The 25,000-nt window shown below is 66.2% G+C and carries 24 protein-coding genes and 1 tRNA gene; 16 read left to right on the forward strand and 9 right to left on the reverse strand.

What is annotated here, in order from left to right; genetic code table 11:
• Positions 1-23: 23 nt before the first annotated feature.
• On the reverse strand, positions 24-761 hold the full coding sequence (fabG, locus tag CRO07_RS04670; protein WP_097029529.1) for a 3-oxoacyl-ACP reductase FabG: 738 nt from the start codon (positions 759-761) through the stop codon (positions 24-26).
• Between the two features lie 318 nt (positions 762-1,079).
• Here fabG and alr point away from each other — a divergent pair, with 318 nt between their 5' ends.
• The 7 genes from alr to purF all read left to right on the forward strand — a co-directional run bounded on the left by alr (position 1,080) and on the right by purF (position 7,664).
• Entirely contained in the window at positions 1,080-2,129 is a 1,050-nt protein-coding gene (alr, locus tag CRO07_RS04675) for an alanine racemase (RefSeq protein WP_097029530.1), read from the forward strand.
• On the forward strand, positions 2,126-2,908 hold the full coding sequence (locus CRO07_RS04680) for an MlaE family ABC transporter permease (RefSeq protein ID WP_097029531.1): 783 nt from the start codon (positions 2,126-2,128) through the stop codon (positions 2,906-2,908). The genes alr and CRO07_RS04680 overlap by 4 nt, the downstream gene beginning before the upstream one ends.
• Positions 2,905-3,651 carry an ABC transporter ATP-binding protein gene (locus CRO07_RS04685; RefSeq protein WP_097029532.1) on the forward strand — a complete coding sequence of 249 codons (747 nt, stop codon included), beginning with the start codon at positions 2,905-2,907 and terminating at the stop codon, positions 3,649-3,651. The genes CRO07_RS04680 and CRO07_RS04685 overlap by 4 nt, the downstream gene beginning before the upstream one ends.
• Position 3,652: 1 nt before the next feature.
• A complete protein-coding gene (locus CRO07_RS04690) occupies positions 3,653-4,078 on the forward strand; it encodes a paraquat-inducible protein A (RefSeq protein ID WP_097029533.1) in 426 nt (141 codons plus the stop codon).
• Positions 4,079-4,115: 37 nt separating this feature from the next.
• A complete protein-coding gene (gene radA / locus CRO07_RS04695) occupies positions 4,116-5,474 on the forward strand; it encodes a DNA repair protein RadA (RefSeq protein WP_097029534.1) in 1,359 nt (452 codons plus the stop codon).
• Positions 5,475-5,492: 18 nt separating this feature from the next.
• Positions 5,493-6,083 carry a CvpA family protein gene (locus CRO07_RS04700; RefSeq protein ID WP_097029535.1) on the forward strand — a complete coding sequence of 197 codons (591 nt, stop codon included), beginning with the start codon at positions 5,493-5,495 and terminating at the stop codon, positions 6,081-6,083.
• An 84-nt stretch (positions 6,084-6,167) separates the two neighbouring features.
• Positions 6,168-7,664: an amidophosphoribosyltransferase gene (gene purF / locus CRO07_RS04705; RefSeq protein WP_097029536.1), complete on the forward strand. Its 1,497-nt coding sequence runs from the start codon at positions 6,168-6,170 to the stop codon at positions 7,662-7,664.
• A 250-nt stretch (positions 7,665-7,914) separates the two neighbouring features.
• Here purF and CRO07_RS04710 read toward each other — a convergent pair whose 3' ends face one another.
• From CRO07_RS04710 to CRO07_RS04735, 6 genes are all read right to left on the reverse strand, one after another.
• Positions 7,915-8,823 carry an ABC transporter permease gene (locus tag CRO07_RS04710; protein ID WP_097029537.1) on the reverse strand — a complete coding sequence of 303 codons (909 nt, stop codon included), beginning with the start codon at positions 8,821-8,823 and terminating at the stop codon, positions 7,915-7,917.
• A gap of 79 nt (positions 8,824-8,902) precedes the next feature.
• Positions 8,903-10,177, reverse strand: a complete 1,275-nt coding sequence (locus CRO07_RS04715; RefSeq protein WP_097029538.1) for an ABC transporter permease — start codon at positions 10,175-10,177, stop codon at positions 8,903-8,905.
• Positions 10,178-10,230: 53 nt separating this feature from the next.
• On the reverse strand, positions 10,231-11,319 hold the full coding sequence (locus CRO07_RS04720) for an ABC transporter substrate-binding protein (RefSeq protein ID WP_176504490.1): 1,089 nt from the start codon (positions 11,317-11,319) through the stop codon (positions 10,231-10,233).
• A 50-nt stretch (positions 11,320-11,369) separates the two neighbouring features.
• Positions 11,370-12,473 (reverse strand): ABC transporter ATP-binding protein, encoded by a 1,104-nt coding sequence (locus tag CRO07_RS04725; protein ID WP_097029540.1) that lies wholly within the window; start codon positions 12,471-12,473, stop codon positions 11,370-11,372.
• Between the two features lie 287 nt (positions 12,474-12,760).
• A tRNA-Leu gene (locus tag CRO07_RS04730) sits at positions 12,761-12,847 on the reverse strand.
• A 121-nt stretch (positions 12,848-12,968) separates the two neighbouring features.
• The gene (locus tag CRO07_RS04735; protein WP_097029541.1) at positions 12,969-14,504 is read right to left on the reverse strand and encodes a peptidoglycan-binding domain-containing protein; all 1,536 of its coding nucleotides are present in this window, start codon (positions 14,502-14,504) and stop codon (positions 12,969-12,971) included.
• Positions 14,505-14,606: 102 nt separating this feature from the next.
• On the opposite strand from CRO07_RS04735, the gene lipB reads away from it, so the two are divergent.
• Positions 14,607-15,266, forward strand: a complete 660-nt coding sequence (lipB, locus tag CRO07_RS04740; protein WP_097029542.1) for a lipoyl(octanoyl) transferase LipB — start codon at positions 14,607-14,609, stop codon at positions 15,264-15,266.
• Positions 15,267-15,448: 182 nt separating this feature from the next.
• On the forward strand, positions 15,449-17,146 hold the full coding sequence (gene ctaD / locus CRO07_RS04745; RefSeq protein WP_097029543.1) for a cytochrome c oxidase subunit I: 1,698 nt from the start codon (positions 15,449-15,451) through the stop codon (positions 17,144-17,146).
• Between the two features lie 100 nt (positions 17,147-17,246).
• On the opposite strand, the gene CRO07_RS04750 is transcribed toward ctaD, so the two are convergent.
• Positions 17,247-17,705 carry a GatB/YqeY domain-containing protein gene (locus CRO07_RS04750; protein WP_097029805.1) on the reverse strand — a complete coding sequence of 153 codons (459 nt, stop codon included), beginning with the start codon at positions 17,703-17,705 and terminating at the stop codon, positions 17,247-17,249.
• 176 nt (positions 17,706-17,881) lie between these two features.
• On the opposite strand from CRO07_RS04750, the gene carA reads away from it, so the two are divergent.
• The 4 genes from carA (at position 17,882) to CRO07_RS04770 (ending at position 22,076) form a co-directional block, all read left to right on the forward strand.
• Entirely contained in the window at positions 17,882-19,045 is a 1,164-nt protein-coding gene (gene carA / locus CRO07_RS04755) for a glutamine-hydrolyzing carbamoyl-phosphate synthase small subunit (protein ID WP_097029544.1), read from the forward strand.
• Between the two features lie 123 nt (positions 19,046-19,168).
• Positions 19,169-19,558: a PAS domain S-box protein gene (locus CRO07_RS04760; protein ID WP_176504491.1), complete on the forward strand. Its 390-nt coding sequence runs from the start codon at positions 19,169-19,171 to the stop codon at positions 19,556-19,558.
• A 250-nt stretch (positions 19,559-19,808) separates the two neighbouring features.
• Entirely contained in the window at positions 19,809-20,018 is a 210-nt protein-coding gene (locus tag CRO07_RS04765; protein WP_097029546.1) for a hypothetical protein, read from the forward strand.
• 111 nt (positions 20,019-20,129) lie between these two features.
• Positions 20,130-22,076 carry a glycosyltransferase family 2 protein gene (locus CRO07_RS04770; protein ID WP_407919620.1) on the forward strand — a complete coding sequence of 649 codons (1,947 nt, stop codon included), beginning with the start codon at positions 20,130-20,132 and terminating at the stop codon, positions 22,074-22,076.
• Here CRO07_RS04770 and CRO07_RS04775 read toward each other — a convergent pair.
• The gene (locus CRO07_RS04775) at positions 22,042-22,677 is read right to left on the reverse strand and encodes a GntR family transcriptional regulator (RefSeq protein ID WP_097029548.1); all 636 of its coding nucleotides are present in this window, start codon (positions 22,675-22,677) and stop codon (positions 22,042-22,044) included. The genes CRO07_RS04770 and CRO07_RS04775 overlap by 35 nt on opposite strands.
• A 113-nt stretch (positions 22,678-22,790) precedes the next feature.
• Between CRO07_RS04775 and CRO07_RS04780 the strand changes: the two genes are divergently transcribed.
• The 3 genes from CRO07_RS04780 to CRO07_RS04790 are packed head-to-tail and all read left to right on the forward strand — an operon-like array spanning position 22,791 to position 25,000.
• Entirely contained in the window at positions 22,791-23,465 is a 675-nt protein-coding gene (locus CRO07_RS04780) for a pyrimidine 5'-nucleotidase (protein ID WP_097029549.1), read from the forward strand.
• A gap of 52 nt (positions 23,466-23,517) precedes the next feature.
• Complete coding sequence (locus tag CRO07_RS04785; protein WP_097029550.1) at positions 23,518-23,748, forward strand: hypothetical protein; 231 nt, start codon at positions 23,518-23,520, stop codon at positions 23,746-23,748.
• A 52-nt stretch (positions 23,749-23,800) separates the two neighbouring features.
• Complete coding sequence (locus tag CRO07_RS04790) at positions 23,801-25,000, forward strand: UbiH/UbiF family hydroxylase (protein WP_097029551.1); 1,200 nt, start codon at positions 23,801-23,803, stop codon at positions 24,998-25,000.

Genomic DNA, 25,000 nt, shown 5'->3' on the forward strand with positions numbered 1-25,000 from the left:
AAGTGCCGCATCCCGCGCAGGTTTCACAGCATCGCCATGCCGCCGTTCACATGCAGCGTGGCGCCGGTAACATAGCCCGCCTCGGGGCTGGCCAGATACAGCACCGCCGCGGCGATGTCACCCGGCTCACCCATCCGCCCCATCGGGATCTGGCCCATGATGCGGCCCTTCTGCTCGTCGTTCAGCTTGTCGGTCATGGCGGTGGCGATGAAGCCCGGCGCCACGGCGTTCACCGTGATGCCACGGCTGGCCACTTCGGCGGCAAGGCTTTTCGACATCGCCACCACCCCGGCCTTCGAGGCCGCGTAATTCGTCTGCCCCGGATTGCCCGTCGCCCCCACGATCGATGTCACGTTGATGATCCGCCCCCAGCGTGCCTTCATCATCCCGCGCAACACCCCCCGGCACAGCCGGAAGGTCGAGGTCAGGTTGACGTCGATCACCTGCGCCCAGTCCTCATCCGACATCCGCATGGCAAGCTGGTCGCGGGTGATCCCGGCATTGTTGACCAGAATGTCGACCGACCCCATCGCCTCGGCCGCCAGCTTCGGCAGCGCCTCAACCGAGACCGCATCCGAAAGGTTGCAGGCGATGACATGCGCCCGGCTTCCCAACTCGGCCGCCAATTCCTCAAGCGGGCCGGTCCGCGTCCCCGACAGCGCGACCGTGGCGCCCGCCGCGTGCAGCGCCCGCGCGATGCCGCCGCCGATGCCGCCCGAAGCGCCCGTGACCAGCGCCGCTTTCCCTGTCAGATCGAACATGTCCGTCTCCTCGTTCTGCGTTCCCTGCCCTTTAACAGCGCCCGCAACACCGCGCCACCCGCGCGTGGCGCTTTCGCGCGGGCACCGGATGCGACAGGATTGACTGACAGACCGCCCCCCCTATGCGCCACGGGGCTGAACGGACAGCGGCACCGCATATCCCGGCGGTCCGCCGACCTGCCCCCGGCTGCAAGCCAACGCGCGATCATGCCCGTATCCGCCCCGCGGTCCGGCGGAACCCCGCGCGGCACGGCCTTCCCCCCGCGCCTTCGCCTTATATCCCCTTGACCTTGCGCGCGGGGCGGGGAAAACACCGCCATGGCAACCGCACTCCTCACCATCGACCTCGACGCCATCGCCGCCAACTGGCGCGCGCTGGACAGCATGACCGCCCCCGAGTGCCAGACCGGCGCCGTGGTCAAGGCGGATTCCTACGGCCTCGGCGCGACCAAGGTCGCCCATGCGCTCGCCCGCGCCGGTGCCCGCCGCTTCTTTGTCGCCGCCGCCGAGGAAGGCGCCGAGGTTCGTCGCGCGCTGGGATCAGGGCCGCAGATCTGCGTATTTTCCGGCCATATGGCGGGCGATACCGCGCTGATCCGCGATTTCGACCTGACACCGATGCTGAACTCGATCGAGCAGCTGACCCGGCATTTCGAAGCACTGGGCAACCACCCGTTCGGCATCCAGCTTGATACCGGCATGAACCGCCTTGGCCTTGAACAGGCCGAATGGGAAGCGGTGGCGCCCATGGCGATCGAGGCCGGTGCCGAACTGCTGATGAGCCATCTTGCCTGTTCGGACGAACCCGACCACCCGATGAACGACCACCAGCTGCGCGCCTTCCGCGCCATGACTGACGGCACCGGCATCCCGCGCTCGCTTTCCGCCACCGGCGGGCTGCTTCTGGGCCCGGACTATCACTTTGAACTGACCCGCCCCGGCATCGGCCTTTACGGCGGCCGCCCATTCGATGCCGCCCGTCCCGTCGTGCGCCTGTCGCTGCCGGTGGTGCAACTGCGCGAGGTCGAGGTGGGCGAAACCGTGGGCTATTCCAACAGCTGGACCGCCGAACACACCTCGACCATCGCCACGGTCGCGGCGGGCTATGCCGACGGGTTGCACCGCACGCTGTCGGGCAAGGCCACTCTCTGGGCTGGCCGGGTGCCCTGCCCGCTGGTGGGCCGCGTGTCGATGGACCTGATCACCGTCGATGTCAGCCACTTGCCCGAAGTGCCTGAAACGCTCGATATCCTTGGCCCGCACCAGACGCCCGACGATCTGGCCGACATCGCCGGAACCATCGGATACGAGATCCTGACCAGCCTCGGCCGCCGTTATCAGCGCCGCTACGGCGCGCTGTCGGCGTGACCGTCACCGCCCCCCTTGCCGTCGTCGGCCGCGCCAGCTTCACGGCGCTGGCCGCGGTCGGCCGGATCGCGCTGTTTGCCGCAGCCGTGGTGGGCCACCTGTTCCGCCCGCCGTTCTACCCGAAAGAGTTCCTGCACGCGCTGATCCAGATCGGCTGGCTGTCGCTGCCGGTGGTGGGCCTGACCGCATTGTTCACCGGCGGCGCACTGGCGCTTCAGATCTACGCCGGCGGCGCGCGGTTTTCGGCCGAAGCGGTGGTGCCCTCGATCGTGGCGATCGGCATGACGCGCGAACTGGGCCCGGTGCTGGGCGGGCTGATGGTGGCGGCGCGTGTCGCCTCATCCATCGCGGCCGAGATCGGCACGATGAAGGTCACCGAACAGATCGACGCGCTGGTGACGCTTTCGACCCATCCGCTGAAATACCTTGCCGTGCCCCGCGTGCTGGCGGCCACGATTGCAGTGCCGGTGCTGGTGGCGGTGGGCGATTCCATCGGCATCGCCGGCGGCTGGGCGGTGGGGGTGAACCGGCTGGATTTCAACTCGGCCACCTATCTGAAGAACACGGTGGATTTCCTTGAATTCTGGGACGTCGGCTCGGGCCTTGTGAAGGGGGCGGCCTTCGGCTTCATCGTGGCGCTGATGGGCTGCTATCATGGCATGAACTCGGGCCGCGGCGCACAAGGCGTGGGACGGGCGACGAAATCGGCGGTGGTTGCGGCCTCGGTTCTGATCTTCGCCGCCAACTACCTGCTGACAGAGATCTTCTTCACCTCATGATCGAGCTTTCCGGCGTCACCAAATCCTTCGGCCAGAACCATGTCCTGCGCGGCATCGACCTGAAGGTGGACAGCAACAGCTCGATGGTCATCATCGGCGGCTCGGGCACCGGCAAATCGGTGCTGCTGAAATGCATCCTGGGACTGGTCCACCCCGATGGGGGCCGCATCCTGCTGGACGGTCAGGATGTCGAACAGGCCGAACGCGACAGCTTTCTTGCCCGCTTCGGGATGCTGTTTCAGGGTGGCGCCCTGTTTGATTCGCTGCGCGTGTGGGAAAACGTGGCCTTCCGCCTGCTGCGCGGTGCGCAAAAGCGCCCCCGCGACGAGGCCCGCGCCATCGCGCTGGAAAAGCTGCGCCGCGTGGGCCTTGGCCCGCAGGTGGCCGACCTTTACCCGGCCGAACTGTCGGGGGGCATGCAAAAGCGCGTGGGCCTTGCCCGCGCCATTGCCGCCGAACCCGAGGTGATCTTTTTCGACGAACCCACCGCGGGGCTCGATCCGATCATGGCCGGCGTCATCAACGACCTGATCCGCGAAATCGTGACCGAAATGGGCGCGACCGCCATGACCATCACCCATGACATGACCTCGGTCCGCGCCATTGCCGACCATGTGGCCATGCTTCACCGCGGCAAGATCCGCTGGACCGGGCCGGTGGCCGAACTGGACACCACCCCCGACCCTTATGTGCAGCAGTTCATCCACGGCCGCGCCGAAGGCCCGATCGAGGCGCTGCGCTGACATGCTGCGCGCGGCCAATCTTGCGCTGCTGGTCCTTTTCCCGATCTCGTGGTTCGCGCCGCTGATACGCGCGGGCGTGCTGCCGCTGTTCGGCCTGTCGGAAATCTCGGTGATGTCGGGACTTCAGGCGCTGTGGGGGACGGATGTCGCCCTTGCGCTTCTGGTCACGGTCTTCGCGCTGTTCGCACCCTACCTGAAAACCATCGGTCTGGCGCTGCTGCATGCACGGCTTCTGTCGTCCAGAACGCTGCCCGCGCTGCATCTGCTGGGCAAGCTGGCCATGGCCGACATCTTCCTGATCGCGCTTTATATCGTGATCATCAAGGGCGTGGGCCTTGCCACGGTCGAAACCGCGTGGGGCCTGTGGCTGTTCACCGGCTGCATCCTTGGCTCGCTTGCGATCTCGCTGCTGACGCCGCGGCGCTGACGCTTGCGCCGCTCGGCCCAAGCGGGCAAAAGGCGGCATGGCGAAACCCTCCCCGACCTTCACCTGCACGGCCTGCGGCGCCGTCCATCGCAAATGGGCCGGCCGCTGCGATGCCTGCGGCGCCTGGAACTCGATCGCGGAAGAGGCGCCCCTGTCCTCTGGCCCCAAGGCGCTGGGGGCCAAGGGCCGCACCATTGCGCTGTCGGACCTTGCGACCGAAGAGGCCCCGCCGCCGCGCACCTCGTCGGGGATGGACGAACTGGACCGCGTGCTGGGCGGCGGCCTTGTCCCCGCCTCGGCGATCCTTGTCGGCGGCGATCCGGGCATCGGCAAATCCACCCTGCTGCTGCAAGCCGCCGCCAGCTTCGCCAACCGCGGGGTGAAATGCCTCTACATCTCGGGCGAGGAAGCCTCGGCGCAGGTCCGGATGCGCGCCCAGCGGCTTGGCCTTGGGCAGGCGCCCGTGGCTCTGGGGGCGGAAACCAACCTGCGCGACATCCTGACCACGCTGGATGCCGAACGCCCGGGCCTTGCGATCATCGACTCGATCCAGACCATGTGGCTGGATACGGTGGACTCCGCCCCCGGCTCGGTGGCGCAGGTCCGCGCCTCGGCGCATGAGCTGGTCACCTTCGCCAAGCGCCGCGGCGTCGCGGTGATCCTTGTCGGCCATGTCACCAAGGAAGGCCAGATCGCCGGCCCCCGCGTCGTCGAACACATGGTCGATACGGTGCTGTATTTCGAAGGCGAGCGCGGCCACCAGTTCCGCATCCTGCGCGCGGTCAAGAACCGCTTCGGCCCCGCCGACGAGATCGGCGTGTTCGAGATGACCGGCGCGGGCCTGTCGCAGGTCGCGAACCCCTCGGCGCTGTTCCTGTCGGATCGCGACACGCCGGCGCCCGGCTCGGCCGTCTTTGCCGGGGTCGAGGGCACCCGCCCGGTCCTGACCGAAATTCAGGCCCTTGTCGCCCCCTCGCCGCTGGGCACGCCGCGCCGGACGGTGGTAGGGCTCGACTCTGGCCGGCTGTCAACCATTCTTGCGGTGCTGGAAGCGCGCTGCGCCATCCCCTTCGCGGGCCTTGACGTGTTCCTGAACGTCGCCGGCGGGATGCGCGTCAACGAACCGGCCGCCGATCTTGCCGTGGCCGCCGCGCTGGTTTCCGCGCGCGAGGATGTGGCAATTCCGCCCGACATGGTGCTTTTCGGCGAGATCAGCCTGTCGGGCGCGCTGCGCCCGGTGACCCAGACCGAAAGCCGCTTGAAAGAGGCATCGAAACTTGGTTTCTCGCAGGCAGTCGCCCCGAGCCGCTCGAAAACCGGGCAGGCGGAAGGGATGCGGGTGCGTCAGATGCCCGACCTTGCGGCATTCGTGGGTGAAATGTTCGGGGCAGGTTAAGGCCGAAGGAGCAGGCACATGGAAGGCTTCACCATCATCGACGCCGTGGTTGCGGCCGTCATCGTGCTGTCGGCGATCCTCGCCTATTCGCGCGGCCTTGTGCGCGAGGTCATGGCGATCGCGGGCTGGATCGGCGCCGCCGTCGCGGCCTTCGTGTTCGCGCCCGCCGCGCAACCGCTGATCAAGGAAATCCCGGTCCTGGGCGATTTCCTTGGCGACAGCTGCGAGCTGTCGATCATCGCGGCCTTCGCCGTGGTCTTTGCGCTGGGCCTTGTGCTGCTGTCGCTGTTCACGCCGCTGTTTTCCTCGGCGATTCGCAATTCGGCGCTGGGGGGGCTGGATCAAAGCCTTGGCTTCCTGTTCGGCGTGCTGCGCGGGGTCGTTCTCGTGGCGGTGGCGCTGATCGTCTATGACCGCGCTGTGGCCTCGGACACCATCCCGATGGTCGATAACTCGCGCGCGGCCAAGGTGTTCGCTTCGTTCCAGCAGAACATCGACGCCTCGATCCCATCGGATGCGCCGGGCTGGATCGTCGCACGTTACGAACAACTGGTCAGCACCTGCACCGCCCCGGCCGAGCCCGCCCCGGTGACCCCGACACCGAACTGATCCGTGACGGCTTTGTGAGGGTGACAGCGGCGCGACAAGCCTCTACATGAGGGGCCAATTCGCCCTCGGATTCGGATCCCCCATATGCGCCCTTTCCTTAGCCACCCCTTCGACGCAGACAAGTTGAAGGAAGAGTGCGGCGTTTTCGGCGTCATCGGCGTCACCGACGCGGCCAACTTCGTTGCCCTTGGAATGCACGCGCTTCAACACCGGGGACAAGAGGCGGGTGGCATCGTCTCTTATCACCCCGAACACGGTTTCAACTCGGCCCGCCGCTTCGGCTATGTCCGCGACAACTTCACCGACGCCTCGGTGATGGCCACCCTGCCCGGCTCGATCGCCATCGGCCATGTGCGCTATTCCACCGCCGGATCGAAGGGCGCGACCGCGATCCGCGACGTGCAGCCCTTCTTCGGCGAATTCGCCATGGGCGGCGCTGCGATCGCGCATAACGGCAACCTGACCAATGCCGCGGCTCTGCGCCGCGAACTGATCGAACGCGGCTCGATCTTCCAGTCCTCGTCCGACAGCGAATGCATCATCCACCTGATGGCGCGGTCGATCCAGAAGAACATCCCCGAACGGATGAAGGACGCGCTGCGCCGGGTCGAGGGCGCGTTCTCGGTCGTGGCGATGACCCGCACCAAGCTGATCGGCGTGCGCGATCCTTTGGGCGTGCGCCCGCTGGTGATCGGCAGGATCGGCGACGGCTGGGCGCTGTCGTCGGAAACCTGCGGGCTGGACATCATCGGCGCCGAATTCGTGCGCGAAGTCGAGCCGGGCGAGATGGTGGTGATCGACGAGACCCGCGGCATCGAAAGCTTTCAGCCGTTCGACCGCCGCGCCCCGCGGTTCTGCATCTTCGAACATGTCTATTTCTCGCGCCCCGACTCGATCCTTGGCGGCCGCTCGGTCTATGAAACGCGGCGCCAGATCGGCGTGGAACTGGCGAAAGAAGCGCCGGTCGATGCCGATCTTGTCTGCCCGGTTCCCGACAGCGGAACCCCCGCCGCCATCGGCTTTTCGCAGCAGTCCGGCATCCCCTATGCGATGGGGATCATCCGCAACCAATACATGGGGCGGACCTTCATCGAGCCGACCGAGCAGATCCGCAACATGGGCGTGCGGCTGAAGCTGAACGTGAACCGGGCGCTGATCAAGGGCAAGCGGGTGATCCTGGTCGACGATTCCGTGGTGCGGGGAACCACCTCGCGCAAGATCAAGGACATGATCCTGGATGCGGGCGCCGCCGAGGTGCATTTCCGCATCGCCTCGCCGCCGACGGCCTGGCCCTGCTTTTATGGCGTGGACACGCCCGAGCGCGCGAAACTTCTGGCCGCCAACATGACCGAAGATCAGATGCGCGAATGGATCGGCGTCGACTCGCTGCGCTTCATCTCGCTTGACGGGCTGTATCGGGCAGTGGGCGAAGCTGCGGGCCGCGACCCCGAGGCGCCCCGATACTGCGACGCCTGCTTCTCGGGCGATTATCCCGTGGCGCCGTCGGACAAGATCGAACAGGGGTTCGAGATGCGTAGCGCCACCCGGTCTGGCGAAAGCCGGCAACGCGCCGGCCGCTGACAGGACAGGCTGGCCGCCGTTGCAATCCGGGGCTGGCGGCCCATCCGCCGAGACAAGGAAAAGGCGTCATGTCCTGAACATGACGCCTTTTTTTCATGGTGTCGCTGATGATCCGCCGCAGTCCGAACTTGGGACAGACCCGCGAAAGTCGTACCTGTGATGGCCCGGCAAAGGCTGGCGGGAACCTTACAGGTGGCTGTGGCACGCGCCACAAGCCACCTGCGCCGTTCGATCCGCCGCGAAGACAGGGTCAGCCGGTCACACCGCGCAGCCGCTCGGACCGGCGGCGCAGAATCTCGACCGTGGCAAGCAGGGCCACCGAGACGATGACAAGGATCGTGGCAACCGACAGGATCGCCGGGCTGATCTGTTCACGGATGCCGTTCCACATCTGACGCGGAATGGTCTGCTGGTCATGGGCGGCGACGAACAGAACCACCACCACCTCGTCGAACGACGTCACGAAGGCAAACAGCGCCCCCGAGATCACGCCGGGCAGAATCAGCGGCATGGTGACCTTGAAGAAGGTGGTCGTCGGGCTGGCGCCCAGCGAGGCCGCGGCACGGGTCAGCGATCGGTCGAAACCGATCAGCGTTGCCGTCACCGTGATGATGACGAAGGGAATGCCCAGTGTCGCATGGGCCAGGATGATGCCGGGGTAGCTGCCAGCCAGTCCGGTCGAGGAATAGAAGAAGAACAGGCCCGTCGCGGTGATGATGATCGGCACGATCATGGGCGAGATCAGGACCGCCATGATCGCACGGCGGAACGGCATCTCGGGGCGCGACAGGCCAAGCGCCGCCACCGTCCCGAGAACAGTCGCGACCAGGGTCGAGGACACCCCGATGATGACCGAGTTCTTCGCGGCACGGACCCAGGCCGCGTTGTTCCAGACATCGACCCACCAGGCCGTTGTTCGCGGTGCCTCGGGGTTGGCCATGCCGAAGGTCAGAAGGGTGTCATACCAACGCAGCGAATAGCCGGTGGGATCAAGCGCCAGCATCTTCTCGGTGAAGGTGAAGTAAGGCTCGATGTTGAAGCTGAGCGGGATGACAATCAGGATCGGCGCGATCAGGAACAGGAAGATCAGCGCACAGATCACGCGATAGGTGTAATACCATAGGCGCTCGAGCGGGCTGGCATAGACGGGAAGAGCCATCGGGCGGGGTCTCCTGTAGCGACGGCCGGGGGCTCTGCCCCCGGACCCCCGGGATATTTGGGCCAGAATGAAAGGGCGGTCAGCCCAGCTTCAGGTTGTCGATGCCGACCAGCCGGTCGTAGAGCCAGTAAAGGATCAGGACGAGGCCGAGCAGCACCGCGGCAAGGGCGGCGGCAAGCGACCAGTTCAGGCTGTCTTGCATGTGGAAGGCGATCAGGTTCGAGATGAGCTGGCCCGATGCGCCACCGACGAGGGCCGGCGTGATGTAGTAGCCGACGCCAAGGATGAACACGAGCAGCGCGCCTGCGCCAATGCCGGGGAGGGTTTGCGGCAGGTAGACCCTGCGGAAGGCGGTCCAGCTGGAGGCGCCGAGCGAGCGGGCCGCCCGGACATAGGTGGGCGGGATCGGCCGCATCACCGAATAAAGCGGCAGGATCATGAACGGCAGCAGGATGTGGGTCATGGCGATGATCGTGCCGGTCTGGTTGTAGATCATCTGCATGCGGTTCTGGTCGGTGATCAGCCCGGTCGCGACCAATGTGTTGTTCACCACGCCCTGACCTTGCAGCAGCACGATCCAGGACGTCGTGCGGACCAGAAGCGAGGTCCAGAACGGCAGCAGGACAAGGATCATCAGCAGGTTCGAAGCGCGCAGCGGCAGGGTTGCCAGCAGATGGGCAACCGGAAAGCCCAGAAGCAGGCAAAGGACAGTGATGAGGCCGGCGATCAGGAAGGTTCGCTGAAACAGCATCAGATACACGCGCCTCTCGGGCGGGGCCTGCACGATGTTGCCTTCGTTGTCCCGCGCCAGATCGACGGCGGCAAGGAAGAAGTTCGGCGAATAGGCTTGAGAGACCTGCCGCATCGTGCCCCAGAGCGTCGGGTCGGCCCATTTGGGATCGGCCTGAAGGATCGCTTCGCGGTAGGGTGGTTCGAACCCGCGGGCCTTGCGGCCGGTCGAGGTGAAAAGCGATCGCGTTCCCGGCATTTCATAGTTCACCCGGGTTCCGACAACGCCGACAGTCTTGGCCTTGGCTGCCGCCTGAAGGTCGGCGGCAAGGGCGGCATAGGCGGCCTCGTCCGGGGCGGTTCCGGGTTCGGTCCGGGCGAACCACTGGCTGAGCAGCGGCATGTTCGCGGAAAAGCCGTCGTTATGGATCGAGCGGTGGAGCATCTGCCCGATCGGCACGATGAACGTGACGAGAATGAAAAGCAGCAATGGCAGAACCAGAAGAAAGGCACGGCGCCGGGCGCGGGCCTGTGCGCGGGCGAGTGCCGTCTTCAGCGGCCTGCCATCGGCCGTGGTGAGCCGCCCGGTCGGTTCGGCGGCAAGATCTGCGGTTGCGTCGGCCATCCCAGCCCTCCTTCTGGAGTGGCGCACGCCCCTGGGGACGTGCGCCGCCCGGATCAGTTTGCGAGCCAAGCGTTGAAGCGTTCGGCCAGTTCGGCCTCGTGATCGACCCAGAACTCGTAGGACGAGGGCAGCGCGTTGGTCAGGTTGGCCGCGGCGGTGGGCATGTGCGGCGCCATCTCGGTCTTGCCGTCCTGGAACAGGCCGACCAGCGGACCCGAGGATTTGCGCGCCGGGCCGTAGCTGATCCATTTGGCCTGATCGGCCAGGGGCTGGGTTCCGGTGGCGAAGGCCACGAACTTCTTGGCCGCCTCCAGGTTGGCGGCGCCTTTCGGGATCACGAACAGGTCGTATTCATAAACCTGACCGTCCCAGATCGCGACGAAGGGTTTGTTCTCGGTCACGGCGGCGGCGAAGATCCGGCCGTTATAGGCGGTGGTCATCGCCACTTCGCCATCGGCAAGAAGCTGGACGGGTTGGGCGCCGGCTTCCCACCACACGATCTGGCCTTTGACCGAATCGAGCTTGGCAAAGGCGCGTTCCACGCCTTCGGGGGTGCCCAGCACGTCATAGACCTCGGCCGCGGGCACGCCGTCGCCCATCAGCGCCATTTCCAGCGTGGTCTTGGCGCTTTTCCACATCGCGCGTTTGCCGGGGAATTTCGCGGTATCGAAGAAATCGCCAATCGTCGCGGGCTTGTCGTCCGGGAATTTCGAGGCGTCATAAGCCACGACCATCGAATAGACGATGTTGCCCACGGCACAATCGCTGAGCGCGCCGGGCAGGAAGTCTTCGGTCGCCGGGGTGCCATCGGGGGCGGGCGGCAGGCTGGCCGGGTCGATCTCTTCCAGCTGGCCTTCGTCGCACAGCCGAACCGCGTCCGAGGTGTTCACATCCGCCACATCGACGCTGACGTTGTTGGCCTCGACCATCGCTTTCAACGGCGTGGCCGGGTTGTCGGCATCGACCGAGATCACATTGATCCCGGTCGCGGCGGTGAAGGGTTTGTGGAACGCTTCTACCTGGCTGACGGTATAGGCGCCACCCCAGGACATCACCGTGATTTCTTCTGCCGAGGCCGCGAAGGCCACGGCGGTCAGGGCCGAGGAAAGAACGAGGGCCGTTTTCATCAAGTCTTCTCCCATGTTGCGAAGTTTTATTGGCCGCAACCTGCGGCGGGTCCGTTACGACGGAGTTAAAGCGGATCGAGCGCGCGGGCGTCCTGCGGCGCCCAGCCGATCCGGATCTTTTCACCGGGTTCCAACATCCGCTGGCCCAGCGTGTTTCGGCTTTTGATCACGAATTCCTCGGACCCGGCCACCTTCAGGCGGGTGCGGAAGATGTCGCCCATATAGATGAACTCCATCACCTCGGCATCGATCAGGTGGGCGTTCGGGGGCAGCATCTCGGGCTTGAACTCGACTCGTTCGGGCCGGATCGAGACCAGCGTCTTCTGCCCCTGACGCGACACGTTCACCGGCGTCGCGTCGATCAGCTCGCCCGTGGCAAGACGGACCAGCGCGCGACCCTCGGCGATCTCTTCGACCGTGCCGGGCAACTTGTTGTTCTCGCCGATGAAGCCCGCGACAAAGCTGTTCTGGGGCCGTTCGTAAAGATCCGAGGGCGGGGCCAGCTGCTGGATGCGGCCATCGTTGAACACGGCGATCCGGTCCGACATGGTCAGCGCCTCGCCTTGATCGTGGGTGACATAAACCACCGTGATCCCAAGGGTTTCGTGCAGATGCTTGATCTCGAACTGCATGTGTTCACGCAACTGCTTGTCCAGTGCGCCCAGCGGTTCGTCCATCAGCACAAGCTTGGGGTCGAACACCAGCGCGCGGGCCAAGGCGATCCGCTGCTGCTGGCCGCCCGAAAGCTGCGCCGGGCGACGGTTGGCGAAGGCCCCCATCTGCACCATGTCGAGCGCACGACGGATCTTCTGTTCGCGATCGGCCTTGCCGATGCCGCGCACTTCCAGCGGAAAGGAAAGATTCTCGCCCACCGTCATATGCGGAAACAGCGCATAGTTCTGGAACACCATGCCGATCCCGCGCTTATGTGGCGGAACCGAGTTGATCGGCCGCCCATCCAGCCGGATCTCGCCATGAGTTGCGGTCTCGAAGCCTGCCAGCATCATCAGGCAGGTCGTCTTGCCAGAGCCGGACGGCCCGAGCATCGTCAGGAACTCGCCCTTCGAGATTGCCAGATTGAGATCTTTGACGACGAGCGACTCGCCGTCATAGCTTTTTTGCACATGTTCGAATACGACGAATCCGTCGTTTCGGGTAGAAGACACCACCCCAGTCTCCCCATCTTGAACCGGCAGGTTTCCTGCACTCGTTGGTTTGTTTAAAGCTGAACGGTCCCCTCAATGCAATCTTGTTATGCACAGGAAAAGGGAGGGGCCTGAACTGCCATCTGCATGAGCAGCTTGCACGCCGGCTGGCGCAGCGATGCGCCGGGATGCGAACACGCACCCACCGAATGCGACGGATTTGTGAGGATAACGTCGCGGACCACTGCACGACGGCGCCAGAAACACCAAAGGCGGCCCTAGGGGCCGCCTTCTGGCGTTCTTCAAAAGATTGGTGCGGTCGAGAAGACTCGAACTTCCACGGGAGTTACCCCACAGCGACCTCAACGCTGCGCGTCTACCAATTCCGCCACGACCGCACTGTCTTGACTTGGTGGCGGGTTCTTAGCCAAGCGCGCCGCCGAAGAAAAGCGAAATTTTCGGGTCTCCGGCAAATTGACAGGGCAAGGGATGCTCTGTCGCACCCCCTGCCCTGTCACCTCACTGGCCAAGCAGCAGGAAAGGCAGGCGCGCCGCTGCCGAAACCGCCTTGGTGCCGGCCTCGGCCACGGCTGCGGCCGGCTGCGCGGCCACCGCCGTCACCGGGGCGGATGGCGCAGGATCAGCCACGTCGGCCACCGTCACCGGCGCCACGGGCGCGGACGGAACCGGAACCGGGGCCGCTGCCTCGATCACAGGGGCCGCGGGGGGGGCAAAGGCGGGCAGCGATGGCTGAAGCAGATCCACCCGGCCACCGATCGTATAGGCGGCCTTGCGAATCACCTCGGTCCGGTCGGGCATCCCCTGCCCGAACACCGCGCCGCCGGTCTGCGCCGCATCCAGCCCCATCTGATACCAGTCGAGCGCCAGATCCGGCCGCGGGCTGGCGCCGAATCCCTGTGCCAGATGGTGGCCCAACAGTTCGGCATAGCCCTTCTGGCCCAGCGCCGTCAGCAGCAGCGCCGACCCGATCGCCACATCCATCGAATCGCTGGCATAGCCAACACCAAGGCAGATCCGCGCCGTCCCGGTCAGCTGCGCCGGCGACTGACCGCTGGCCAGCACAAACGAGGACACCTGTTTCAGCACCGTATCCCGAGGTTCCAGCGACAGCGCCGCCACCTGCTCGCGCAGGACCGGGCCATAGCCCTGACACTGATCCGCGATCTGTTGCGGCGTGAAGCCCGCCACCTGCCGGGACAACTCCTCGCTGGACGAAATGGCAAAGCTGCGGGCCAGACAGAACTGCTCGTCCAGCGCAAACCCCGCATCGGTCATCGCGGCGGATGTGGTGTAGCCGCCGTTGGCATTCGTCCGCAGCCCGACCGAGTTGCAGTGCGAGGCAAGCGACACCATCGTGCCGCCCGCACCAAGGAACGAGGGCAGTTGCGGCGCGGCCTCGGCCGCCGGAACCGGCGCCGGCATCGGCAGTTCAGGCAGCGCGGTCGCAGCGGCGGTCCCCACGGCAGCCGCCGCCGGCGCCATCGGCATGACCGGGGTCATCGCCATCGGCATTCCCGCGGGCTGGCTGGGAATTCCCGCCATCTCGTCGCGCTGCATCAGCAACAGGCCGCGCATCCCCTGCGGGTGGGTGGCAACCGCCTGCGCCACCATCGGCCCACCCGCCACGCCGCGGTGATAGGCGGTGGTCAGCAGCGTGCGTTCATAATCCGTCAACTGGCCGGTGGGCGGATAGCCAAGCAGCACCTGATACTGCGACACGGCCGATCGCGACCGCTGGCCCAGCACCCCGTCCACCGTGCCCACGTTGTAGCCGAAATAGTTCAGTGCGCTCTGCACTTCCTTGTTGGACTCGCGTTGCGCGGTCGACATCGAAGGACGGGTGCTGCGCGGTGTATGGCGCTGAGGCTGCGCCTGTTCCCGGCGGCGGTTCTGGTCGTTGGCGATCGCATGGCCAAGGATGCCGCCGATCAGCGCGCCGGCAATGGCGTCCCCGGCATCGGCCATCACCGGCTCGGCCGGCGCCAGCCCAATGACCGCCGCAAGACTGGCGGTGGCGACGGATTTAAAATACATAGGAACTCTCCCGGCAAACGTAGCTTCACAGTCAGGCTAGCACGGGTTACGCCGCCTTCGCGGTTTTTTTTGGGTGGTTTTGGCTGGAATGAGGCCAAGCACATGACAAACCCCGTTGAATGGTCGGTGCTGCCCGGCCTGCAACCCTATGCCGAAACGCTTGCCGCGATGGAGACCCGCGCCGCGGCGATCCGAACCGGCACCGCGGCCGAGGCGGTCTGGCTGCTGGAACATCCGCCGCTCTACACCGCCGGCACCTCGGCCCGGGCCGAGGATCTGGTGGCCCCCGACCGCTTTCCGGTCCATGTCGCCGGGCGCGGCGGGCAGTATACCTATCACGGACCCGGCCAGCGCGTGGCTTATGTCATGCTGGACGTCGACCGCCGAGGCCGCGATGTCCGCCGGTTCGTCGCCGCGCTGGAGGACTGGGTGATCGACACGCTGGCCCAGTTCAACGTAAAAGGCGAACGTCGCGCGGGCCGGGTGGGGGTCTGGGTCGTGCGCCCCGACCGCCCCGCAAACCCCGACGGCACCCCGCGCGAGGACAAGATCGCCGCCATCGGCGTCAAACTGCGCCGCTGGGTCAGCTTTCACGGCATCTCGATCAACGTCGAACCCGATCTTTCCCATTTCGACGGCATCGTGCCCTGCGGCATCCGCGAACATGGCGTCACCAGCCTTGTCGATCTGGGGCTTCCGGTGACCATGGCCGACCTTGACGCCGCACTGATGCAGTGCTTTCCACGGCATTTCCCCGACTAAGCCCCCCCGGCCTTACAAGGTATTGTCCAGACTGCCCCCGGCCGCGCCACGGGGCGGAAAAGACAAATCCTCTCACACGGAAAATTTGCCTCGCAGTCCTTTCGCCCTAGAAATCTGAATAAAGGCGCCGGTGACGGGGCGGCTGGCGTCCGGTCGGAACACAGCACGCGGGGAGGCGAGCCATGGCCGATGCAGCCATCGAGGGCCACGAAGACCGGCGGGGGTTCTTCACCCGCTGGCTGATGTCGACGAACCACAAGGATATCGGGATCCTCTATCTGGTCACCGGCGGGCTTGTCGGGCTGATCTCGGTGGCCTTCACCGTCTACATGCGGATGGAACTGATGGCGCCCGGCGTGCAGTTCATGTGCGCCGAACATCTGGATGCGGGCCTGCTGCGCGGCTTCCTGCAATCGCTTTGGCCGTCATCGATCGCAAGTTGCACCCCGAACGGCCATGTCTGGAACGTGATGATCACCGCCCACGGCATCCTGATAATGTTCTTCGTGGTGATCCCGGCCCTGTTCGGCGGATTTGGCAACTACTTCATGCCGTTGCACATCGGCGCGCCCGACATGGCCTTTCCGCGGATGAACAACCTGTCGTTCTGGCTTTATGTGGCGGGAACCTCGCTGGCGGTGGCGTCGCTGTTCGCGCCGGGCGGCAACGGACAGTTGGGATCAGGGATCGGCTGGGTGCTTTATCCACCGCTTTCGACCTCGGAAACCGGCTATTCCACCGACCTTGCGATCTTTGCGGTGCATCTGTCGGGGGCCTCGTCGATCCTTGGCGCGATCAACATGATCACCACATTCCTGAACATGCGGGCGCCGGGCATGACCATGCACAAGGTGCCGCTGTTCGCGTGGTCGATCTTTGTCACCGCCTGGCTGATCCTTCTGGCGCTGCCGGTGCTGGCGGGCGCCATCACCATGCTGCTGACCGACCGCAATTTCGGCACCACCTTCTTCCAGCCCGAAGGCGGCGGCGATCCGGTGCTTTACCAGCATATCCTGTGGTTCTTCGGCCACCCCGAGGTCTATATCATTGTTCTGCCCGCCTTCGGCATCGTCAGCCATGTGATCGCGACCTTTTCCAGAAAGCCGATCTTCGGCTATCTGCCGATGGTCTATGCGATGGTGGCCATCGGCGTGCTGGGCTTCGTGGTCTGGGCGCATCACATGTATACGGCAGGCATGAGCCTGACCCAGCAAAGCTATTTCATGCTGGCCACGATGGTGATCGCGGTGCCCACGGGGATCAAGATCTTTTCGTGGATCGCGACGATGTGGGGCGGCTCGATCGACCTGCGGACGCCGATGCTGTGGGCGCTGGGGTTCTTGTTCCTGTTCACCGTGGGCGGCGTGACAGGGGTCGTTCTCAGTCAGGCCAGCGTCGACCGCTATTACCACGACACCTATTATGTCGTGGCGCATTTCCACTATGTCATGAGCCTTGGCGCCGTGTTCGGGATCTTTGCCGGGATCTATTTCTGGATCGGCAAGATGTCCGGCAGGCACTATCCCGAATGGGCCGGCAAGCTGCATTTCTGGATGATGTTCGTCGGCGCGAATCTGACCTTCTTCCCCCAGCACTTCCTGGGCCGGCAGGGGATGCCGCGGCGCTATATCGACTATCCCGAGGCTTTCGCGACCTGGAACATGGTCTCGTCGCTCGGGGCGTTCCTGTCCTTTGCCTCGTTCCTGTTCTTTCTGGGCGTGATGGCCCATACCCTGACGCGGGGCGCCCGGATCACGGGGACGAACTACTGGAACGACCACGCCGACACGCTGGAATGGACGCTGCCCTGCCCCCCGCCCGAGCACACGTTCGAAAACCTGCCCCGTCGTGAAGATTGGGACCGCAGCCACGCCCACTGACGACAGGGCCCGGCCGGGAGAAGCGCCGCTCGGGGCCATCGAGGCCCGTCGCGGCGCGCTGCCGCGGAAAGACCGGACACGCCCGCGCGGGCCGGGCCTCTCAGCCCAGCCGGTCCTTCACCATCGGCCCGACGGCGCCGAAATCCATCTGGCCGGTATAGCGCGCCTTCAGCGCCGCCATCACCTTGCCCATGTCACGAATCGTGCTGGCGCCCACTTCAGCGATTGCGGCAGCCAGCGCGGCCTCGATCTCATCGGGGGAAAGCTGGCGCGGCAGGAAGTCCTCGATCACGCCGATTTCGGCGCGTTCCTTCTCGGCCAACTCCAGCCGGCCGCCTTCTTCGTAGGCGCGCGCGCTTTCGGCGCGCTGGCGGACCATCTTGCCGAGGATCGCGGTGATCTCCTCATCCGTAACCATACCGGCCGCCCCATCCACCCGGGCGGCGATATCGCGATCCTTGATGGCCGCATTGATCAGGCGCAGCGTCGACAGCCGGTCGGGCTGTCTTGCACGCATTGCGTCCTTCATCGCTTCCTGAAGCCGCTCACGCAGAGTCATCTTCATCCATCTCCATCGCCGTCAGGCTTCGCACCTTACAGGCAAGCCGGGGCCGACACAACGGCGGCATCCCGGCGCAACCCATTGGCATAAAAGGATAAGTCATTTCACCAATGGCCTTGACCCCGCCCGCCGGCGCCCTTAGTGTCCGCCAGATTTTGCCAAGGAGTCGCCCCATGGCCACCGCCAGCCCCACCCCGAAGCCCACCGCCTGCCTCGTCCTTGCGGATGGCACCGTCTTCTACGGCCGGGGCTTCGGCGCCGTGGGCGAGACGGTGGCCGAACTGGTCTTCAACACCGCCATGACCGGCTATCAGGAGATCATGACCGATCCCTCCTATGCCGGGCAGATCGTCACCTTCACCTTCCCCCATGTCGGCAATGTCGGCATCACCCCCGAGGACGACGAGACGGCCGAGCCGGTCGCCGCCGGCATGGTGGTGAAATGGGACCCGACCGAGCCGTCGAACTGGCGCGCCACGGGCGATCTGACGGCATGGCTGGAAGCCAAGGGCCGGATCGGCATCGGCGGGCTTGATACCCGCCGCCTGACCCGTGCGATCCGCCAGCAGGGGGCGCCGCATGTGGCGCTGGCCCATGACCCCGAAGGCCGCTTCGACCTTGAGGCGCTGGTGGCGAAGGCGCGCGGCTGGCGCGGGCTGGTGGGCCTGGATCTGGCGAAGGATGTCACCTGCGCGCAAAGCTACCGCTGGAACGAGATGCGCTGGGCCTGGCCCGAAGGCTATAAAGAGCGGACAGGCCCCGGGCTGAAGGTCGTCGCCATCGACTACGGCGCGAAACGCAACATCCTGCGCTGCCTTGCCTCGGCGGGCTGCGACGTGACAGTGCTTCCCGCGACCGCCATGGCCGAGGATGTTCTGGCGCTGAACCCCGAAGGGGTGTTCCTGTCGAACGGCCCGGGCGATCCGGCCGCGACCGGCGCCTATGCCGTGCCGATGATCCGGGGTGTTCTGGAACGTGACCTGCCGGTGTTCGGGATCTGCCTTGGCCATCAGATGCTGGCGCTGGCGCTGGGGGCAAGGACGGTCAAGATGAACCATGGCCACCATGGTGCCAACCATCCGGTGAAGGATCTGGAAACCGGCAAGGTCGAGATCACCTCGATGAACCACGGCTTTACCGTGGACAGCCAGACCCTGCCCGCGGGGGTCAAGGAAACCCATGTCAGTCTGTTCGACGGATCGAACTGCGGCATCCGCATGGAAGACCGGCCGGTGTTCTCGGTCCAGTATCACCCCGAAGCCAGCCCCGGCCCGCAGGACAGCTACTATCTGTTCGATCGCTTCGCCGCCGCGATCCGCGCCCGCCGCGCCGCCTGACGGCAGCAATCGGCGCACCCCGGATGCGGCACAAGGCCGGCGTGATCCGCCCGGGGTCACGCCGGTCCCCAGCCCGGTCCGGCGGGCAGAACCATGTTATCTGCCGGGGGTTCGGCTCTCTTCATGCCCAAAAGTGATCTGGACGCGACTGACGGTCTCGACGCTGCAACCCTTGTCGCTGTTGTCGACACGGCCCCCGATGCCATCGTCGTGGTTGATGCAGAGTATCGGATCGTGGTGTTCAACGCCGCCGCCGGGCGGATGTTCGGCTATCGCGCCAAGGATGTGCTGCAACAGCCGCTGTGGCGCCTGCTTCCCCCAAGCGCCCGCAGCCGGCATGATCGCACCCTGGACCTTTACGGCGCGACCGGCGTGACGGCCCGACACATGGCGAGCAGTCAGGTGATGGGGCGGCGCGCGGACGGGCACGAATTTCCGGTCGAGGCATCAATCTCGCGGACGCAGACAGCAGAAAGCATCTTTTTCACCGCCATCCTGCGCGAACGGCCATAGCGCCCCGACTTGCGCCCAAGGCGCGCGAAGCCGGCCCCGGCTTGCGCAGGCGGTGCGCCGCGGCTGCACGCACAAGTCCGCAATCACGGGCACAAGATCCGCCAGCGCCGGAACCCCGGCGGCGTAGTGATCTTTTCCTATCCAGCGACCGGCAGGATGGACCAAGGATTGCCGGTGACCAGACCGCTTCTTCTTCGCCACCGCCTGCTTCCGACGTTTGCCGCGATGGCCGCGCAAGCCGCCTGCGCGCATGACACCACCCGCGACGGGGCCGCAGGTCTCGGCGGCCTATGGGCCGGTGCAGGATGACGATATGCTGATCCCCGCCGTTCCGCCGCAGTATCTGACCGGGCAAACCATCCGGCGGCAGGTCGATGACTGGACCGACGCCCCGCGCGGCACGATCATCGTCAACCCGTTCGACCGCGCCCCCGGCGTTTTCCTGACCCCGCCGCTCTGACATCGGGCCAACACCTGCGCAGCGATTGCGGACATGCCGCGCAGGGCAAGTCTTAATCCGATCTTAACCAATATCCGCAAGACTTCGGGACAGGAACCGAAAGGCCGTGTCGTGCCACCTCCGCCGCCCCCCCTGCCCCTCGTCCGGCGTCTGACGCCAGCAGAGAAGGTGACGGCCCCGCGGCCCATCCCGCCCCCTGCCCGCAAGATCGCCCCGCCGCCACAGGCGTTCGGTGCGATGCTGCTGCGCGAAGGCCATGTCGCCCCGCACCGCATCATGGAGGCGCTCAGCCGCAGTGCCGGCCGCGACGTCGCCCTGTCCGAGGTGATGCTTGCCGACGGCGTGCTGAGCGAGCGCGACCTTTGCGAGGCGCTGGCGCGGCGCTGCGGCCATGCGGTTCTGCGCCCGGCCGAGATCGCACCCGACCCCCGCCTGATCGACCGCTTCGGCGCGCAGGATTGCCTGCGCGAAGGGCTGCTGCCCTGCCGGACGGTGGGCGATGCGACCCTTGTCGTCGCCGCCCATCCCGATGCCTTCCTGCGCTGCGGGCCACGGCTTGGCGCGCTGTTCGGCCGGGTGCTGCCGGCGCTTGCGCCCAGATCCGAGATCGAGACCGCGATCGGCCAGGCCCGGGCCGAGGTGCTGAGTGCGGCCGCCGAAGCCCGCGTGCCGGCACCGGAAAGCTGCCGCGACTGGAAAGCCGGCGTGATGCGCCGGGCCTTGGGCCTTTTCGGCCTTGCACTGGCCGCAGGGCTGGTGATCGCGCCCGGTGCGGTCATTCTTCTTCTGGCGCTTTGGGCGCTGACCGCCCTGACGCTGACCACGGCGCTGCGCTTTGCCGCCCTGATCGCGGTGACGCGCCCCGCCCTGCCGCTGCCCCCGATGCCGGCGATGGCGCGGTTGCCAATGGTCTCGATCATCGTGGGCCTTTATGATGAGGAAAACATTGCCCCGCGCCTGATCGCCCGCCTGTCGCGGATCGACTATCCGCGCGACCTGCTGGAAATCCTGCTGGTGGTCGAGGCCGAGGACCGCCGCACCCGCACCGCGCTGGAAGCGGCGCATCTGCCGCCTTGGATGCGGATCGTGATCTCGCCCCGGGGCCGCATCCGCACCAAGCCGCGGGCGTTGAACGTGGCGCTGGACCATTGCCGCGGCACGATCGTGGGGGTCTATGACGCCGAGGACGCCCCCGCCCCCGACCAGATCCGCCGCGTCGTCGAAGGCTTCGCCCGCCGTGGCGCGAATGTCGCCTGCCTTCAGGGGATGCTGGACTATTACAACCCCCGCACCAACTGGATGGCGCGCTGTTTCACCATCGAATATGCGGCATGGTTCCGCGTTCTGCTGCCCGGGCTTGACCGGCTGGGCCTTGCGGTGCCGCTGGGGGGCACGACGCTGTTTTTCCGCCGCGCTGCGCTGGAAGCCTTGGGCGGCTGGGACGCGCATAACGTGACCGAAGACGCCGATCTGGGCATCCGCCTTGCCCGCCACGGCTATCGCACCGACCTGATCGATACCGTGACCGAGGAAGAGGCCAACTGCCGCCCGATCCCGTGGATCAAGCAACGCTCGCGCTGGATCAAGGGCTTCATGATGACATGGGCGGTCCACATGCGCGCCCCGCGCCTGTTGTGGCGGCAACTGGGGCCGTGGAAGTTCGCGGGCGTTCAGGTGCTGTTTCTGGGCACGCTGTCGCAGTCGCTGCTGGCGCCGGTGCTGTGGTCGTTCTGGCTGCTGGCGGCCGGCCTGCCGCATCCGGTGGCGGGCCTGCTGCCGCCCGGCGCCGTGGGCGCGATGGCAACCCTGTTCCTGCTGACCGAAACCGTCGGCATCGCCATCGGCGTGCTTGCGATCCGGCGCACGCGGCATCGGCTGAACCCGCTGTGGGTGCCGACGCTGCACTTCTACAATCCGCTGGCCACCCTTGCCGCCTACAAGGCCCTGTGGGAGTTGCTGAGCGCGCCGTTCTACTGGGACAAGACCCGCCACGGCATCTTCGACCCGCCAGCGCGTTCCGGTCTCAGCGCATCTTCAACTCGCCCGCATCGACCCTGAGCCGGGTCTCGAACGCTTTCGAGATGTGGTTGCGCAGGGCGGAATAGGCGGCCTCGCCGTCGCGGGCCTCGATCGCCTGCACGATCTGGTCATGTTCGGCCATCGCCACCTCGTCGCGCCCCTCGGCCGCGAAGGACGTGGTCGCCATCAGCGCCATCGACCGATGCACAAGGTCAAGCTGCTGCACCAGAAAACGGTTGTGCGACGCAAGGTGGATCTGCTTGTGGAACCGCTTGTTCGCCCGGCTCAGCGCCCGCGGATCGCCGCCCAGCAACGCACGGTCATCCTCGACCATGCCGCGCAGCACGCGGATTTCCTCCTCGGTGGCGTTACGCGCGGCCAACCGCGCGGCCAGCCCCTCAAGCTCGGTGCGCACCGCGTAAAGCTCGGTCAACTGGTTATGGTCCAGCGAGGCGACGATCAGGCTGCGGCCGTCACGGCTTAGCATCGACTGGGTTTCCAGCCGCTGCAACGCCTCGCGCACCGGGGTCCGCGACACGCCGAGACGCTCGGCCAGTTCCGATTCGACCAGCCGGTCGCCGGGCTTGTAGACGCCGCCTTCGATCGCCTCGAGGATCAGCGTATAGGCATCTTTCTGCACGGCGCTGCGACCTTTCGCATCAGGCTGGACCGGCGCGACGTTACCCACGGGAGGCGGGGGGAATCAACCTCAAACCATTGCGGCGGCACGCCCGGCCGCCTAGGCTTGTTCCCATGGTGGCCAACAGCTTTTCCCATGTCCGCAATTGGGTCTTTGACCTGGACAACACGCTTTACCCGCCCTCGGCGCGGCTGTTCGACCAGATCGAGCAGCGCATGACCGACTGGGTGATGACACGCCTGCGCCTGCCCCGCCCCGAGGCCGACCGCCTGCGTCGCCACTACTGGCACAGCTACGGCACCACGCTGGCCGGGCTGATGGCCGAACATGACGTCGATCCCGCGCCCTATCTGGCCCATGTCCATGACATCGCGCTGGACCACCTTCAGGCCGATATGCTGCTGGCCGCCCGCATCCGCGCGCTGCCGGGGCGCAAGGTCGTCTACACCAACGGCTGCGCCCCCTATGCCGAACGGGTGCTTGCAGCGCGGGGCCTGTCGGGGCTGTTCGATGCGGTCTATGGCGTCGAACATGCCGGCTTCCGCCCCAAACCCGAACGCACCGCCTTCGAAACGGTGTTCGCCGCCGACGGCCTGACGCCCGAAACCGCCGCCATGTTCGAAGACGATTCGCGCAATCTGATCGCGCCGCACGCCATGGGCATGCGCACGGTCCATGTCGCTCCTGCCCCCGAACCGGCCCCCCACATCCATCACCACGCGCCAGACCTGTCGGAATTTCTGGGTCGGCTTCAACCCGATCACGACAAAAGCGGCATATTGTCCTAGCCAGACCAGCCGTTTGCGACTATCAAATTCCCGACGTTAACGGAGATCCCGCATGACCGCTTACGCTGACATCACCGACCTGCCGAATCATGTGATCCCGCCGGTCGAGACGCAGGTGCGCAAGACGACGACCGCCGAAATCCTGCTTCTGGTCTGTGCCGTTGTGCTGCTGGCTGCGGTGGCGCTTGGCGTCTGGACCTTCGGCCTTGTGGCGCTTGGCCTGACGGCGGTGTTCTTCGTGCCGGTGGTCATGATCATGCTCGTGCTGATCACGATCGGCTGACTGGACGAGCCACGACCGGGCCACTAGCTTCCCCGGAAACACAGGGGAACCCATGACCCGCATCGCGACCGACATCCTTGTTTCCGGCGGCGGCGTCGCCGGACTGACCGCTGCGGCGGCCTTTGCTTCCGCCGGTTTTTCGGTGATCTGCGTCGATCCGCAGCCACCCGTGACCTCGGCCGAGGCCGAAGGCGCTGACCTGCGCTCGACCGCGTTGCTGCAACCCTCAATCCCGCTTTTGCAGGCCGCGGGCCTCTGGCCGCGCCTTGCGCCCCATGCGGCGCCGCTTCAGGTGATGCGGATCATCGACGCCGGCGGCCCCACGGCCACCCCGCGCGTGGTCAAGGATTTCGACGCTGCCGACATCTCGAACCAACCCTTCGGCTGGAACCTGCCGAACTGGCTGCTGCGGCGCGAGATGGTGGCCCATCTGTCCCGACTGCGCCGGGCCGATTTCCGCCCCGGCGTGGCCACCCGCACGGTTCTGACCCGCGAGTCCGAGGCGCTGGTCACGCTGTCGGACGGCACCCGCGTCTCGGCGCGGCTGCTGGTGGCGGCCGACGGGCGCAACTCGCCGGTGCGCGAGGCGCTGGGGATCGGCGTCCACACCCGGCGCTATGGCCAGAAGGCGCTGGCCTTCACCGTCACCCACCCCATCCCCCACAACAATGTCTCGACCGAGATCCACCGCACGGGCGGGCCATTCACGCTGGTGCCGCTGCCCGACCACAAGGGCAGCCCCGCCTCGGCCGTGGTCTGGATGGAAACCGGCCCCGAGGCGCAGCGCCTGCGCGCCCTGCCCGTGGCCGAGTTCGAAGCCGCGCTGAACGACCGCTCTTGCGGCATCCTTGGGCCGCTGCGATTGAACTCGCAGATCAACCTCTGGCCGATCATCAGCCAGGTGGCAGACCGCATGTCGGGCGAACGCACGGCCCTGATGGCCGAGGCCGCCCATGTGATGCCGCCCATCGGCGCACAGGGCCTGAACATGAGCCTTGCCGACCTGCGGGTGCTGCTGGAACTGGCCGCCGACCACAAGGCCGACCTCGGCTCACCCGCGATGCTCGATGCCTATCACCGCCGCCGCCATTGCGAAGTGCAGGCCCGCATCACCGGCATCGACCTGCTGAACCGCGCGTCGATGGCCGGGGCACCCGCCTGGCGCGACCTGCGCGCCAAGCTGCTTGATGCGATGTATGGCTTGGCCCCGGTGCGCCGCACGCTGATGCGCGCGGGCCTCGGCGTGCGTTAA

Source organism: Cereibacter ovatus (assembly GCF_900207575.1).
Classification (GTDB): Bacteria; Pseudomonadota; Alphaproteobacteria; order Rhodobacterales; family Rhodobacteraceae; genus Cereibacter_A; species Cereibacter_A ovatus.